This is a genomic window from Kitasatospora sp. MBT66 (genome assembly GCF_000710405.2).
Taxonomy (GTDB): domain Bacteria; phylum Actinomycetota; class Actinomycetes; order Streptomycetales; family Streptomycetaceae; genus Kitasatospora; species Kitasatospora purpeofusca.
The window spans coordinates 987,045-1,001,187 of record NZ_JAIY01000006.1; the positions used below are offsets into that span (position 1 = coordinate 987,045).

Consider the following 14,143-nt stretch of genomic DNA (forward strand, 5'->3'; position numbering starts at 1 on the left):
CCGCCGCCGCCGACCTCACCGAACGCACCGCCACCGAGACCGCCCGCCTGCGGGCCGAGGCCGAGGCGGCCGCGGCGGAGCTGCGCGAGCGGGCCGAGGCCGAGCGGACACTCGCCGACGAGCAGGCCGCCACGGTCCGCGCCGAGGCCGGCCGCGAGCTGTCCGAGGCCCGGGCCACCGCCGCGGCGATCCGGGCCGAGGCCGGCGAGGAGCTGGAGCAGGCGCGGCGCGACGGCGAGGAACTGGTCGCCGCGGCCAGGACCGAGGCCGCCGCCCTGGTGGAGGCCGCCGAGGAGGAGGTCGCCGAGGTCCGCCAGTCGGTGGCCGGGCTGCACGAGACCGCCTCCCAGCAGATCGCCGAACTCCGGGCCACCGCCGAGCGGGAGGCCGCGGAGCACCGCGAGCAGGCCGAGCGGGCCGCCGCCGAACTGCGCGACACCGCCGACCGCGAGACCACCGAACTCCGGGCGCTGGCCGACCGCGAGACCACCGAGCTGCGCGACACGGTCGAGCACGAGGTGGCGGAGCTGCGCGCGACCGCCGAGCGGGACACCGCCGACCTGCGGGCCCGCACCGAGGCCGAGACGGCCGCGCTGCGCGAGCAGACCGAGCTGGAACTCACCGCCGAGCGCGAGGCCGCCGAGGCCGAGCTGGCCCGGCACCGGGCCGAGGCCCTGGCCTGGGACGAGCAGTTGCGCGCCGAGGCCGACGACACCCTGCGGGCCGCCCAGGAGGCCGCCGAGCGGCAGCGCGCCGAGGCCGAGGAGCTGGCCGCCCGGACGGTGGCCGCCGGCGAGGACCGGGCCGCCGCCGGCATCGCCGAGGCGGAGGAGTTCGCCGCCGCGCTGCGGGCCGAGGCCGAGGAGTACGCGCTCGCCACCCGCACGCTCGCCGACGACTACGACGCCGACACCCACGCCCGCGCCGACGCCTACGACGCGGACACCCGCGAGGCCGCCGAGCAGTTCGACAAGTCCACCCGCGAGCACGCCAAGTCCGTGCTGGAGAAGGCCTTCGCGGACGCCGAGTCGCTCGGCGAGGACGCCCGCACCACCGCGCTGGCCACCACGGCCGCCGCCGAGGAGCAGGCCGACGCGATGGTCGCCGCCGCCCGCAAGGAGGCCGACCGGCTGGTCGCGGCCGGCGAGGCCACCGGGCAGGAGGCCGTGGAGAAGGGCCGCTCGGACGCCGACGCCCTGCTCTCCGAGGCCCGCCGGGACGCCACCGCGATCCGCGAGCGCGCCGAGGAGCTGCGCGAGCGCACCGACGCCGAGGTCGAGGCCCTGCACGAGCGCGCCCGCAAGGAGAACGCGCAGGCCATGAAGTCGGCCGGCGAGCGGGTGGACGCCCTGGTGACGGCCGCCCAGGACCAGCTGACCGAGGCCGAGGAGCAGGCGGTCGCCACCGTCGCCGAGGCCGAGGACCGGGCGGCGGCGCTGGTCGCGGGCGCCGAGGACCGCGCCAACGAGCTGACCTCGGAGGCGTCGAGCGAGGCCAGCAAGGTCCGGCTGTCCGCCGTCCGCAAGGCCGAGGGCCTGCTGAAGGAGGCCGAGACCAAGCTCGCCAGCTCCACCGACCGCGCCGAGGCCCTGATCGTCAAGGCCGAGGCCAAGCTGAAGTCCGCGCAGGACGAGGCGGAGGAGCGGCTGGAGTCGGCCGCGGCCGAGGCCGAGAAGCGGCTGCGGGCCGCCGACCGGACCGCGGACGAGCAGATCGAACTCGCCCGGGCGGAGGCCGAGCGGCTGCTCGCCGAGGCCAGGGCCGAGGCGCAGCGGGTCACCGACGAGGGCCGGCGCGAGCTGGACGAACTGGTGCGCCGGCGCAAGGACATCAACACCGAGATCTCCAGGGTGCAGGACGTGCTGTCCGCGCTGGAGGCCTTCGAGGCACCGTCACCGGTCGCGCAGGCAAACGGGGGAAGTACGAAGAAGGACGGGGGTGCCAAGGCCGGTGCCGGAATTGGCTCCCCCCGATCGGGTGGCAATCGCTCCAAGAGCGCACCACCCGATTGAGCGGACATTGTCCGCGGGACAACGGCGTTTCGCCGCCGACACTCCGGTACCGTGTCAGGATTCCCTCAACCACCTCAGCGGTTTGACGACAGGAAGCCCAGAACCCCATGAGCGACAGTCACTCCCCTCACGGCTTCGACCTGGTGCGCCGTGGGTACGAGCGTGCCCAGGTCGACGAGCGGATCACCAAGCTGGTGGCCGACCGTGACAGTGCCTTGACCCGGATCAGCGCACTCGAGAAGCGCATCGAGGAGCTCCACCTCGAGACCCAGACCGCCCAGGCGGCGGTCGCCGAGGCGGAGCCGTCGTACGCCGGTCTCGGCGCCCGGGTCGAGAAGATCCTGCGCCTCGCCGAGGAGGAGGCCAAGGACCTGCGCGAGGAGGCGCACCGCGCCGCCGAGCAGCACCGCGAGCTCGCCGAGGCCGCCGCCCAGCAGGTTCGCACCGAGGCCGAGAACTACGCCAAGGACCGCAAGGCCAAGGCGGAGGACGAGGGTCTGCGGATCGTCGACAAGGCCAAGAGCGACTCCGCCCAGCTGCGCGCCGAGGCCAACAAGGACGCGCAGAACAAGCGCGAGGAGGCGGACGCCCTCTTCGAGGAGACCCGCACCAAGGCCGCCCAGGCCGCGCTGGAGTTCGAGACCAACCTGGCGAAGCGCCGCGAGCAGTCCGAGCGCGACCTGGCCGCCCGTCAGGCCAAGGCCGAGAAGCGGCTGGCCGAGATCGAGCACCGGGCCGAGCAACTGCGCCTGGAGGCCGAGAAGCTGCGCACCGACGCCGAGCGCCGCGCCCGCCAGACCGTCGAGACGGCCCAGCGCCAGTCCGAGGACATCGTGGCCGACGCCAACGCCAAGGCCGACCGGATCCGCAGCGAGTCCGAGCGCGAGCTGGCGGCGCTCACCAACCGCCGCGACAGCATCAACGCCCAGCTGACCAACGTCCGCGAGATGCTGGCGACGCTGACCGGCGCGGCCGTGGCCGCCGCCTCGCTGCCGAACGACGACACCATGGGCGTGCCCGCCCAGCAGTCGCGCTGACGCACCCCGCGAGCCCCGACGGCCCCCGCCCCTCCCGGGCGGGGGCCGTCCGGCTTCCCCGGAACAGGCTTCAGGGGTTGTCGGACAACCCGTAGCGCGGGTAGGCGCCGTCCGGCCGCTGGTGGCCGTGGCTCAGCTGGTTGCCCTCGTCGTCCGAGACGGTGCCGAACCACGAGGTGCACCAGACCGACACCGAGTCCGGCCAGTACTGCACCTCGAACGGGTGACCCGGCCCGTAGTCGCCGTACGAGGTGACGATGAACGTCTCCCCCGGGCGCATCCAGTAGTCCTCCCCCAGTGGCTCCAGGGTCAGTTCGAGCAGTCCGTCGCCCCGGTTCGTCAACGGGATCCGGCCGGTCACCTCCAGGGCGGAGAAGTCCCAGCCGCCGGCCTCCGCACGGTCCTCCTTCATCCCGCCGCCACCACCCGCTCCAGCAGCCGGCGCGCGACCGCGTCGAAGGCCTCCGGCGCCTCGATCGCGCTCAGGTGCCCCACCCCGGGCAGGACGGTCAGCTCGGCGTCCGGCAGCGCCCGCGCCATCAGCTCGGCCTCGGTGACGGGCATCAGCGCGTCCTCCGCGCCCGCCAGCACGGCCGCCGGCACCCGCACCCCGGCCAGGACGTCCAGCCGCTCCGGACGGGCCGCCATGGCCCGCTGCGCCCAGGCGACGGTGGCCGGCGGTGCGGCGGCGATCATCCCCTCCACCCGGTCCACCAGGTGCTGGGAGTCGGGACCGAGCTGGCCGGCCGCCATGCGCTCGTCGAGCAGCAGCCGGACGCTGTCCCGGGCCAGCACCGCGGCGGCGATCCGCTCCCGGTTGGCCCTGGCCGGCCCGGGGTCGGCGGTGGCCTTGGTGTTGGCCAGCAGCAGGCCCGCCAGCCGGTCGGGGTGGCGCTCGGCGAAGGCCAGCGCCACATAGCCGCCCATGGAGAGCCCGCCGAGCACCGTCCGGTCGATCCCGGCGGCGTCCAGCAGTCGGGCCACGTCGTCGGCGACGGTGTCCAGCGAGGGCTCCTCGGAGCCCAGCCCGGCACCGCCGAAGCCGCGCTGGTCCGGGGCCACCACCCGGGCCCGGTCCCCGGTCGGACCGGGCAGCGTCTCCAGTTGGGCGGACCACATGGCGGCACTGAGCGGAAAGGCGTGCAGCAGCACGAGGGGAGTTCCGGTACCGCTCTCGCGGACCGACACTGCGGAGGGGAGCTGGGTCATGGGGCCACCGTATTCCGGTGCGCCCGGCGGGCCCACTCAGCGGGCCGCCTTGTCCGCTTTGTCATAGCCTGACGGAGAGTAAGGGAGCAGCGATGATCGAGTTGCACGACCTGACCAAACGTTACGGCAAGACCCTGGCCGTCGACCGGCTGAGCTTCAAGGTCCCCCAGGGCGTGGTCACCGGGTTCCTGGGGCCCAACGGGGCCGGGAAGTCCACCACGATGCGCATGATCCTCGACCTCGACCGCCCCACCGGCGGCCGGGTCACCATCGACGGCAAGCGGTACGGACAGCTGAGCGAACCCCTCAAGTACATCGGCGCGCTGCTGGAGGCCAAGGCCGTCCACCCCGGCCGCACCGCCCGGGACCACCTGCTCTGGCTCGCCCAGAGCAACCGGATCCCCGAGCGCCGGGTCGACGAGGCGCTCGGGCTGGTCGGCCTCACCCCGGTCGCCCGCAAGCGGGCCCGCGGCTTCTCGCTCGGCATGGGCCAGCGCCTCGGCATCGCCAGCGCGCTGCTCGGTGACCCGGAGATCGTGATGTTCGACGAACCGGTGAACGGGCTCGACCCGGAGGGCATCCTCTGGATCCGCAACCTCATGAAGCGCCTCGCCGCCGAGGGCCGGACCGTCTTCGTCTCCTCCCACCTGATGAGCGAGATGGCCGTCACCGCGGACCACCTGGTGGTCATCGGCCGCGGCCGGCTGCTGGCCGACCTGCCGATGGCCGAATTCATCCGGCGCAACTCCCGCTCCGCCGTCCGGCTGCGCACCCCGCAGCCCGAGCGGCTGCTCGACGCGCTGGCCGGCGCCGGAGTGCGGCACGAGGCGGGCCCGACCGGCTCGGTCGAGGTGGTCGACGGCGACCTCGCCGCGCTCGGCGAGCTGGCCGCCGCGAACGGCGTGGTGCTGCACGAACTCAGCCCGCAGCAGGCCTCGTTGGAGGAGGCGTTCATGCAGATGACGGCCGACGCGGTGGAGTACCACGCCGGCGACGGGCCGGGCCGGGACGCGGCCGGCGCACCCGGCGTCTGGGGCGCCGACTGGAAGGGCGGGGCGGCCGGTCAGCCGGCCGCCCGCGGCACGGAGGAGAACTGAGATGGCGTCCTTCCCCGCGGTCCTGCGCTCCGAGTGGACGAAGATCCGCAGCGTCCGCTCGACGATCTGGACCCTGGCGCTGACCTTCGTGGTCACCCTCGGCATCGGCGCCCTGCTGTCGCTGCTGACCAACAACAACTTCGAGGAGTTCCGCAGCGACAACACCCCCTTCGACGCCACCGGCACCGCCTTCTCCGGCATCATCCTGGGCGAGCTGGCCATCATCGTCTTCGGCGTCCTGGCGATCGGGAACGAGTACAGCAGCGGGATGATCCGGGTCACCCTGGCGGCCGTCCCGCAGCGCGGCACCCTGCTCACCGGCAAGGCCGTGGTGCTCGGCGGCCTCGCCCTGGCCGTCTCGCTGGTGACGGCCTTCCTGACCTTCTTCACCGGCCAGGCGCTGCTCGGCGACCACTCCACCTCGCTGGGCGAGCCGAACGTGCTGCGCGCGGTGTTCGGCGCCGCGCTCTACCTGACGATGCTCTGCCTCTTCTCGGCCGGGGTCACCACGATGCTGCACAACCAGACCCTCGCGCTGGGCGTGCTGGTGCCGTTCTTCTTCCTGCTCTCGCCGATCCTCTCGGCGGTGCCGGGCGCCAAGACCGTCGCCCACTACTTCCCCGACTACGCGGGCTCGCGGATGCTGCTGGTCTACGAGCAGAACGGCCAGCCGTACGGGCCGTGGGCGGGCTTCCTGATCTGCCTGGCCTGGACGGTCGCCGCGCTGGCCGGCGGCGCGCTGGTGCTGAAGAACCGCGACGCCTGAGCCGGTCGGGCGGACCGGTGCCGGCCGGTGCGGGTCAGTAGCGGGGAGCGCCGCGGCCGCGGAGCAGGTTCGAGGCCCGGCGCTCCCGAGCGCCCCAGCAGGCCCGGTGCCAGTGCCGCCGGTCGTCCACGCCCGCGCCGTGCAGCGGCCACGCCACCAAGTGCCCCGTCCCGGGCGGGATCTCCTGGTCGCAGCCCGGGCAGCGGTAGTGCCGGCCGGCCGTCCCCGCGACCGTCTGCACCACCCAGTCGTCGCCCTGGTAGCTCTCGGTCCGGCGCATCGAGCTGCCCATCGGGGCGGCCGGCTCCGCCCGGTCCGGTTCGGCGGCGCTCTTGATCCGGTTGCGTCGGGGCGACACGTCGGGCTACCTCTCTGCGGGGTGTCGGGAACCGTTCCAGCGTACGGCCGCGCACCGCCCGGGTGGGCCACTATCACGGCATCGGAGGATGATCGGCTGTTTCCCCTGAGATCCACCCGATTCTCTGGGAAATTGGTGGTTCGGCGTGCCATTGGCACATGACATGGGCTACTCACGAGGGGACAGGCGGGGCCCGCAGACCCTGCGCGCACCCGAGGAGGCCTCACCATGACCCGAACCAGCACCCGCGCCGAGACCCGCCGGCCCGTCGGGGTCCGCCCGCCGGCTCCCGGCCCGGCGCTGACCCCCACCACCGTGACGGCCGCCGCCGGCACCCCGCTGCCGGCGGACCGGCGCACCGGCGCCGGCACGGCGGACACCGCACCCGTCCAGGTCGGCGCGTTCCTGCTCTCGGCGCAGTTCCCCGGCCAGACCCACGGGGAGGCGCTCGACCGCACCGTCCGCGCCGCCGTCGCGGCCGAACAGGCGGGACTCGACAGCGTCTGGCTGGCCGAGCACCACTTCGTCCCGTACGGGGTGTGCCCCAACGCCGCCACCCTGGCCGCACTGCTGCTCGGCCGCACCAGGCGGATCGGCATCGGCACGGCCGTCAGCGTGCTCTCCACCGTCCATCCGGTGGCCCTCGGCGAACAGGCGGCACTGCTCCACCTCACCTCCGACGGACGCTTCACGCTCGGGGTGGGGCGCGGCGGCCCGTGGATCGACCTGGAGGTGTTCGGCGGCGGTGTCGACGCCTTCGAAAGGGGCTTCCCGGAGCGGCTCGACCTGCTGCTGCGCTGGCTCCGCGGCACCCGGGTGGGCGCGGCCGGGCCGCAGTTCACCTTCCCCGAGGTCGCCGTGGTGCCCCGGGCCACCGAGCCGCCCCGGCAGCCGGACCTCGGCTCCTGGCTGGGCCTCGACGAACGGGCCGGCACCCTGCGGTTCCCCCGGCAGCGCCAGGACGTCGACGGCTCCGCCGAGGAACTCACCGCCACCGGCCGGCCGGTGGCGGGTCCGCCGATGGTGGTCGCCTGCACCTCGCCCGGCGGGGTCCGCACCGCCGCCGAGCGGGGCCTGCCGATGCTGCTGGGCATGCACTCCGGCGACGAGGACAAGCTGCACATGCTGGAGCTGTATCGTTCCGCCTGGCTCGCGGCCGGGCGCGGCGAGGAGCAGCTGCGGCGCATCACCCGCCAGCACGTCGCGGCCGGGGTCGCCCAGGTCGACGACCGCGCCTCGACGGCCCGGGCCACCCTGCTGCGCGCCATGCCCGGCTGGTTCGAGTTCGGGCTCGGCGCCCACCGCACGGTGGACGGCCGGGAGCGGAAGATGCGCGATCCGCACCAGTACACCGAGCTGCTCTGCGACCTGCACGCCGTCGGGACCCCGAAGCAGTGCGCGGACCGGCTGCTGGCCACCGCCGAACGGACCGGCATCCGCCGGTTCGCCCTGCTCGCCGAGGGCAGCGGCGACCGGGATGCCACCCTGCACAACATCGCCCGGATCGGCTCCGAGGTCCTGCCGCAACTGGGGTGAGGCACGGCCGCCGGGCACCCGTCAGGGACCCGGCGGCCGGTACGGTCGTCGGACGAGAGCGCCAACCGTACGCACCGACAGAGGTGCCCCGGAGGCGAGCAAGTGACCTGCTCAGCAGTCCCGGAGTTCGTCGGACTGGTTGAGGAGTTGCTCGCGGACCGAGGTGAAGCGCTCGTACCGCTTCTTGTTGGCGGAGGACGGCCGGAAGACCGCCACCCGGTGACAGTTCTGGAAGGCCAGGCGGACGCCGAAGTGCCGTTCCAGGGCCCCCCGGATGGCGTCGCTGGCCAGTGCCCGCAGGAGCTGGCCGCGGGCCTGCTCGCTGGGCGGCGGTACGTGGTTGTCGGCGAAGTCGGTGCCGTCGACCTCGGCCCGGGCGACCAGCGAGCTGATCAGCTCCCAGGCGTACGGCAGGGAGACGCGGACGCAGTCGACGAACTCCCGCTCGTCGACCTCGTCCCGCGCGGCCTTCTCCAGCAGGGCCGGTGAGACGTCGAGCGACATGGATTCTCCTCTCGCGGTCCGCCCGCGCGGCGCGCGGGCGGTGATGCGTAGTCCAAGTCAGAGCTGAGGGTGAGGGTGTAGGCGCGTCTGTGTCCGGAACACCGTCGGACGGGTGTGACGCCGTCGGACGACCGTGTTTCCGGCAACACGCCGAGGCAGGGGCGCCGCTGGTGCGTCGAGGGACGCGGCCGGGGCGCCGCCCGCTCAGGACAGCGTGGCAGCCAACGACGGACCAGGCCGGTGGTTCCGGCGGATTCCTCCGGGAATACGCCCCCGTGCACCGGATTGGCCGGAACCTGTCGGATCGTTCATCTGAAGTCTCCATCCCCGTTGACAGCGCTCCCGCAAGCAAGCCGTCACACACCGTAGCTGTCTATGGTGATGGCCGCCAGGGTGCCGACAGGCTTTGACGGGATCGCAGGGCATCCATCGTGGCGGGGTTCGCGGATTCTTCACCCGGTCGTCGTGGAATCGCATCAACTGGCCCCGGTGGGCTAGCGTGGTCGACCGTGCGTCTCGTAATTGCCCGCTGCTCAGTCGACTATGCCGGTCGGCTCTCCGCCCATCTGCCCTCCGCCACCAGGCTCATCCTGGTCAAGGCCGACGGCAGCGTCAGCATCCACGCCGACGACCGCGCCTACAAGCCGCTCAACTGGATGTCCCCGCCGTGCGTCCTCAAGGAGGCCGACGGGGTCTGGACGGTGGAGAACAAGGCCGGCGAGAAGCTCATCATCACGCTGGAGGAGGTGCTGCACGATTCCTCCCACGAACTCGGGGTGGACCCCGGACTCATCAAGGACGGCGTCGAGGCACATCTCCAGGAGCTGCTCGCGGACCGGATGGAGGTGCTCGGCGCCGGCTGGTCGCTGATCCGCCGCGAGTACCCGACCGCGATCGGCCCGGTGGACATCCTGTGCCGCGACGCCGACGGCGCGACGGTCGCCGTGGAGATCAAGCGGCGCGGCGAGATCGACGGCGTCGAACAGCTCACCCGGTACCTGGAACTCCTCAACCGGGACCCGCTGCTGGCCCCGGTGAAGGGCATCTTCGCCGCGCAGGAGATCAAGCCCCAGGCCCGCGTGCTGGCCACCGACCGCGGCATCGGCTGCGTGGTGCTGGACTACGACGGGCTGCGCGGCATCGACGACGACAAGCTGAAGCTGTTCTGACCCCCGGCCGGCCGGTCAACCGGCCGGCTTGGACACCGGAGCGGACGTCGTCGGGCTCGCCGAGCCCGGCGACGTCGTCGTATCGGTGGGGGTAGGGGTCGGGCTCGGGGGCTGGGTCGCCGTCGGGGAGGCCGTGGACGGGGACGGACTGGGGTCCCCGGTCGGCTGGGTGGTGCCGCCACCGGCCGTCCCGCCCGTCGACCCACCGGTCGTCCCACCGCCGCTCGTACCGCCCGCGGCGCCGCCGGTACCGCCCGCGGCGCCGCCCCCGGGGGGCTGCGGCGGGTTGGGGGCCTGGGTCTGCGGCGGAGCGGTGGCGGTGCTCGCCCCCGGGCTCGGCGAACCGCTCGGCTTCTTCGAGGCCGAGGCCGAACCCGAGGCCGACGGCGAGCCGGAGGGCGTCCGGGAGGCCGTGGTGCCGGCGCTCGGCGTACCGGCCGCCGACTGCTCCAGGACCGGCCCGCCCGTCGCTCCGGTGGCCGGCAGGGTGACCGGCGAGGAGGCCCCGGAGGCCGTCGGCCGGGGCGAGGACGGACGCGGCGAGGTCTCGGCGCCGGGCAGCGTGGAGCCGTCGTCGCTGCTGCTGTGCGGGTCGTTGCCGCGGTCCTCCCCGGTCACCGTCAGCCCGACCGCCGTACCGAGAACGCCCAGCGCCAGCACCGCCGCCGAGGCGGCTATGACCGTCCGTCTGCTCCGGCCCGGACCGGCCGCCGCGGCGGCGCCGATCCGCAGCGGCACCCGCGCGATGGCCCGGATGCCGGGCCTGCGGACGGATCCCGAACCGGCCGGGTCCGCGGCCGTCAGCTGGCGGCCCTCGGCCCGCAGCAGGTCGAGCATCCGGCGCGCCCCGGCCGCCCCGCGCACCTCACCGAGCGCGGACCGCAGCGTCAGCGCGGCCTCCAACTCGGTGACGGCCCGCCCGGGTTCGCGGACACAGAGGGCGTACACCCCCAGCTCGTGGTGGAACCAGGCCTCGTCGGCCCCGGCGCCGGTCCGCCGGGCCGCCTCCAGGCCGAGCTGCAGCGCCCGCTCCCAGGCCCCCCAGCGCAGCGCCAGGGCCAGGGCCGGGGCCGCCGCCCGGGCCAGCCGCCGCACCGAGTCGTGCCGCCCGGCCTCCCGGTCGGCGAGCAGCACGCCGATCACCACCTCGGCCTCGGCCGCGATCTGCGGCAGCGAGACCGAGGAGTGCCCGACCCACCAGGAGAAGTGCTGGGCGGCGCCGTCCACGCTGTCCCGGGCCGGCCAGTGCGGGGCGAGCAGTTCCAGCGCCCCGGCGGTCAGCCGGTGGTGGCCGCCGATCGAGACCGCGAGCCCGGCGTCGGCGAGTTCGGCGAGCGCGCTCTCGCCCTGGCCGACGTCGATCAGGGCGGGCAGGTGCGGGGCGGTCGGGCACTCGCCGCCGAGGGCCACCGCGAGCCTCAGCACGGCCTGCGCGGTCTCGGTCAGCCCCTCGGCCAGCCGCACGGCGGGGAGGGTGGACTCGGCGACCGAGGGCAGCGGCACGGTGCCCCGCAGCGCCGCCTCGCGGACCGCCGGGTCGGGGTCGTGCACGGGCTCCCGGACGGCGCCGAAGACGTCCATCCGGTCCTCCTCGGCGGCGACCAGCGCGTCCACCGCGACGTCCCGCTGGCGCAGCAGCGCGGCGGCCTGGACGAAGCGCAGCGGCAGTCCCTCGGACTCGAACCAGAGGTCCACCGCCCAGGCCTTCTCCGCCGCGTCCAGCGGCCGTCCGGCCAGCCGGGCGGCGAGGGCCAGGCAGGCGGGCCGGGAGAGGCCGGCCACCAGGTGGTCCTGGAGCCGGGAGTCGGCCGGGAGCAGCGGGCCGTCGGCGGCGGAGGAGATCAGGAAGGCGCAGTCGGGGGCGGTGGCGAGCAGCGCCTCCAGTTCGGCGCCGTCGGGTTCGACCTCGTCGATGACGACGATCGCGCCGACGCCCGCGAGGTGCTCGGCGAGCTGGCCGGGGTCGGGGCGGAAGCCGGGGGCGTGGTGGGTCGCGGCGAAGAGCTCCTGGAGCAGGTCGGCGGCGGTGCGCCGGTGGCCGCGGAGCTGGACCACGCCGCCGGGGGCGAGGTCGCCGGCGGCCGCGGCGACGGCCGACAGCAGGGCGCTGCGGCCGGAGCCGGCCTGGCCGACCAGGCGTATCGAGCGCCCCTCGGCGAGCAGGCCGAGCAGTTGGGCGATGTCGGCCTCGCGGTCTAGCAGCGGGAGGTCGGCGGGGCCGGCGCCGAGCGCGAGCGGGCCGACCTGGCGGCCGGGGTCGCCGGCCGGGCCGCGGGCGGCCGCTCCCGGTTCGGTCCGGCGGGGGCGGGGGCGCCACTCCTCGGGACAGGGCCGGACCTCGGAGCCCTCGGGGCCGCCGACTCCCACCAGCAGTCCGCCGGAGACGAGTTCACCGTTCCGGGTGCGCACGGACTCCTGCCGGAAGTCCCCGGTTGGCTGTGCCACGTTCTGCTCCGCCCCACGCTCGCGCCGTCGCTCCGTACCGGCCGGCGTCGTCCACGGCCTGCGGCCGGGCCCCGGCGGCCGTTTCCTGACGCCAGACTCTCGCACATCCGCGCCCGCCCGTGCAGCGTCGGGCCGTCACCGGCCGCTGGGCGCAAGGATTCGCGGGGTCCGGGGCCGGTCCGGGGCCGGGCCGGGGGTGTCGCCGCGGCTTCCGCCGGGACCGTCAGAGGGCCGGCAGGGTGGCGCCGAGCGGTTCGGCGGTGACGCCCTCGACGGCGAGGATGCGGTGCAGCCGGGTGGCCACCAGGAGGCGCTGGAGCTGGGCCGGGACGGAGCGGAGCACCAGTCGGCGCCCGATCCGGCCGGCCCGGCGGTGGGTGCCCATGATCACGCCCAGACCGGTGGCGTCCCAGAACTCCAGCCGGCCGAGGTCGAGCACGAGGTCGCCGAGGCCGCCGTCGACGGCCTGGTGCAGCCGCGCCCGCGCGTCGGCGGCGGTACGCACGTCGAGGCGGCCTTCGAGGGCCAGCGCCACGTGGTTGCCGGTGATGCGCATGCTCTCCTCCTCCGCGGGGCGGGCCCGGCGTGCCGGGGCGGACCGGGCTCGGCGCCGGTCCTGGCGGTCGGTGCCGCCGGGTGTCGGTGGCCGGGTGGGTCTCGGTGGGTACGGGTGCCGCCGGCGGTGCCGGGCCGGGGGCGGTGACGCTCCGGGCGCCGGTCGGGCCCTGCGGCCCCGCGCGCCGGCCCCGGACGGAATGCCGGGTTCCCCGTCATCCATCTGACGGCGAGCCGGGCCCTCGGGTTGCTGGTTCCGGCCGGATCTGAAGCAACTTCACTCGTCCGAGGGAATATACGCAGGAACTCTCCACACTTACGCTCGATTACCGCCCAAATCACCCGTCTGCGGCACCGGCGTGAGGAAACTCACCAGGCCCGGCAGAACGGGCCGCGCGGTCCCACGACCGCACGGCCCGTCCGATCCGTCGGCTCAGCCGGCGGCGGTCACTTGCCCGGGTACGGGTAGAAACCGCGGCCGCTCTTGCGGCCCAGGTCACCGGCGGTGACCATGCGGGCCATGATCTCCGGGGCGGCGAACTTCTCGTCCTGGGTCTCGCTGTAGATGTTCCGCGCGGCGTGCAGCAGGATGTCCACGCCGGTCAGGTCGGCGGTCTCCAGCGGGCCCATCGGGTGGCCGAAGCCGAGCCGGCAGGCGGCGTCGATGTCCTCGGCGGAGGCGACGCCCGACTCGTAGAGCTTCGCGGCCTCGACGACCAGGGCGGTGATCAGGCGGGTGGTGACGAAACCGGCCACGTCGCGGTTGACCACCACGACGTCCTTGCCGACACCCTCGGCGAAGGCCCGGGCGGTGGCCAGCGTCTCGTCGCTGGTCTTGTAGCCGCGGACCAGCTCGACCAGCTTCATCAGCGGCACCGGCGAGAAGAAGTGCACGCCGACGACGGACTCGGGGCGCGAGGTGGCGGCGGCGATCCGGGTGATCGGGATGGCGGAGGTGTTGGAGGCGAGCACCGCGCCGTCCTTGGCGAGCTTGTCGAGCTCCCGGAAGACGCCCTCCTTGACCTCCAGCTGCTCGAACACCGCCTCGACCACGATGTCCGCCTCGGCGACCGCGCCGAGGTCGGTGGTGGTGGTGATCCGGCCGAGCGCCGCCTCGGCGTCCTCGGCGGTCAGCCGGCCCTTGGAGACGAACTTGTCGTACGAGGCGCGGATGCCGTCGAGGCCCCGGCGCAGCGCCTCCTCGGTCACGTCGCGCAGGACCACCGGGTGTCCGGCCTGGGCGGAGACCTGGGCGATGCCGGCGCCCATCAGGCCGGCCCCGATCACGGCGATCTGCTTGCTGGACGCACTGCTCATGGCTTGGTCTCCCGATGCCGTCGCCGCCCTGGTGGGCGGGCCCTGAAGGCGGCTCAAGGCAGGGGTCACCCACCGAGCCGCATCACTCATGGGCGGGACTTTAATGCCGATTCGGCGCCCGTGGTGGCATCCGGGGGT

The 14,143-nt window shown here is 74.6% G+C and carries 12 protein-coding genes and 1 pseudogene; 6 read left to right on the forward strand and 7 right to left on the reverse strand.

All coding sequences use genetic code 11. The features are described 5' to 3' along the window. Positions 1 to 2,012, forward strand: a pseudogene (locus tag BI06_RS16770) (hypothetical protein); the annotation flags it as partial. A gap of 107 nt (positions 2,013 to 2,119) precedes the next feature. Continuing rightward, entirely contained in the window at positions 2,120 to 3,049 is a 930-nt protein-coding gene (locus BI06_RS16775) for a cellulose-binding protein (RefSeq protein WP_030302799.1), read from the forward strand. Between the two features lie 70 nt (positions 3,050 to 3,119). Here the strand turns inward: BI06_RS16775 and BI06_RS16780 are convergent, their stop codons facing one another. Beyond that, the gene (locus BI06_RS16780) at positions 3,120 to 3,461 is read right to left on the reverse strand and encodes a hypothetical protein (protein WP_037779413.1); all 342 of its coding nucleotides are present in this window, start codon (positions 3,459 to 3,461) and stop codon (positions 3,120 to 3,122) included. Further along, positions 3,458 to 4,258 (reverse strand): alpha/beta fold hydrolase, encoded by an 801-nt coding sequence (locus BI06_RS16785; RefSeq protein ID WP_030392765.1) that lies wholly within the window; start codon positions 4,256 to 4,258, stop codon positions 3,458 to 3,460. The genes BI06_RS16780 and BI06_RS16785 overlap by 4 nt, the downstream gene beginning before the upstream one ends. A 92-nt stretch (positions 4,259 to 4,350) precedes the next feature. On the opposite strand from BI06_RS16785, the gene BI06_RS16790 reads away from it, so the two are divergent. Continuing rightward, the gene (locus BI06_RS16790; protein WP_051741130.1) at positions 4,351 to 5,355 is read left to right on the forward strand and encodes an ABC transporter ATP-binding protein; all 1,005 of its coding nucleotides are present in this window, start codon (positions 4,351 to 4,353) and stop codon (positions 5,353 to 5,355) included. A gap of 1 nt (position 5,356) precedes the next feature. Then, positions 5,357 to 6,121 carry an ABC transporter permease subunit gene (locus tag BI06_RS16795; protein ID WP_043468863.1) on the forward strand — a complete coding sequence of 255 codons (765 nt, stop codon included), beginning with the start codon at positions 5,357 to 5,359 and terminating at the stop codon, positions 6,119 to 6,121. Between the two features lie 34 nt (positions 6,122 to 6,155). Here the strand turns inward: BI06_RS16795 and BI06_RS16800 are convergent, their stop codons facing one another. Continuing rightward, positions 6,156 to 6,479, reverse strand: a complete 324-nt coding sequence (locus BI06_RS16800; protein WP_030392768.1) for a hypothetical protein — start codon at positions 6,477 to 6,479, stop codon at positions 6,156 to 6,158. A 228-nt stretch (positions 6,480 to 6,707) separates the two neighbouring features. On the opposite strand from BI06_RS16800, the gene BI06_RS16805 reads away from it, so the two are divergent. After that, on the forward strand, positions 6,708 to 8,015 hold the full coding sequence (locus BI06_RS16805) for an LLM class flavin-dependent oxidoreductase (RefSeq protein ID WP_078879805.1): 1,308 nt from the start codon (positions 6,708 to 6,710) through the stop codon (positions 8,013 to 8,015). Between the two features lie 111 nt (positions 8,016 to 8,126). On the opposite strand, the gene BI06_RS16810 is transcribed toward BI06_RS16805, so the two are convergent. Then, positions 8,127 to 8,519 (reverse strand): SCO5389 family protein, encoded by a 393-nt coding sequence (locus BI06_RS16810; RefSeq protein ID WP_030392770.1) that lies wholly within the window; start codon positions 8,517 to 8,519, stop codon positions 8,127 to 8,129. Positions 8,520 to 9,028: 509 nt separating this feature from the next. On the opposite strand from BI06_RS16810, the gene nucS reads away from it, so the two are divergent. Then, on the forward strand, positions 9,029 to 9,688 hold the full coding sequence (gene nucS / locus BI06_RS16815) for an endonuclease NucS (RefSeq protein ID WP_030392771.1): 660 nt from the start codon (positions 9,029 to 9,031) through the stop codon (positions 9,686 to 9,688). Between the two features lie 15 nt (positions 9,689 to 9,703). Here nucS and BI06_RS16820 read toward each other — a convergent pair whose 3' ends face one another. The 3 genes from BI06_RS16820 to BI06_RS16830 form a co-directional block, all read right to left on the reverse strand. Beyond that, positions 9,704 to 12,133, reverse strand: coding sequence for an ATP-binding protein (locus BI06_RS16820; RefSeq protein WP_149030389.1), 2,430 nt, complete (start codon positions 12,131 to 12,133; stop codon positions 9,704 to 9,706). 223 nt (positions 12,134 to 12,356) lie between these two features. Further along, on the reverse strand, positions 12,357 to 12,689 hold the full coding sequence (locus tag BI06_RS16825; RefSeq protein ID WP_030392773.1) for an STAS domain-containing protein: 333 nt from the start codon (positions 12,687 to 12,689) through the stop codon (positions 12,357 to 12,359). Positions 12,690 to 13,135: 446 nt separating this feature from the next. Continuing rightward, positions 13,136 to 14,005: a 3-hydroxyacyl-CoA dehydrogenase family protein gene (locus BI06_RS16830; RefSeq protein ID WP_030392774.1), complete on the reverse strand. Its 870-nt coding sequence runs from the start codon at positions 14,003 to 14,005 to the stop codon at positions 13,136 to 13,138. Between the last annotated feature and the right edge of the window lie 138 nt (positions 14,006 to 14,143).

What these genes read in the sequence shown, in the direction of transcription:
- BI06_RS16830 (WP_030392774.1), bottom strand. Translation starts at nt 14,005, where the DNA reads ATGAGCAGTGCGTCCAGCAAGCAGATCGCCGTGATCGGGGCCGGCCTG.
- BI06_RS16810 (WP_030392770.1), bottom strand. Translation starts at nt 8,519, where the DNA reads ATGTCGCTCGACGTCTCACCGGCCCTGCTGGAGAAGGCCGCGCGGGAC.
- BI06_RS16785 (WP_030392765.1), bottom strand. Translation starts at nt 4,258, where the DNA reads ATGACCCAGCTCCCCTCCGCAGTGTCGGTCCGCGAGAGCGGTACCGGA.
- BI06_RS16805 (WP_078879805.1), top strand. Translation starts at nt 6,708, where the DNA reads ATGACCCGAACCAGCACCCGCGCCGAGACCCGCCGGCCCGTCGGGGTC.
- BI06_RS16825 (WP_030392773.1), bottom strand. Translation starts at nt 12,689, where the DNA reads ATGCGCATCACCGGCAACCACGTGGCGCTGGCCCTCGAAGGCCGCCTC.
- BI06_RS16780 (WP_037779413.1), bottom strand. Translation starts at nt 3,461, where the DNA reads ATGAAGGAGGACCGTGCGGAGGCCGGCGGCTGGGACTTCTCCGCCCTG.
- BI06_RS16790 (WP_051741130.1), top strand. Translation starts at nt 4,351, where the DNA reads ATGATCGAGTTGCACGACCTGACCAAACGTTACGGCAAGACCCTGGCC.
- BI06_RS16795 (WP_043468863.1), top strand. Translation starts at nt 5,357, where the DNA reads ATGGCGTCCTTCCCCGCGGTCCTGCGCTCCGAGTGGACGAAGATCCGC.
- BI06_RS16775 (WP_030302799.1), top strand. Translation starts at nt 2,120, where the DNA reads ATGAGCGACAGTCACTCCCCTCACGGCTTCGACCTGGTGCGCCGTGGG.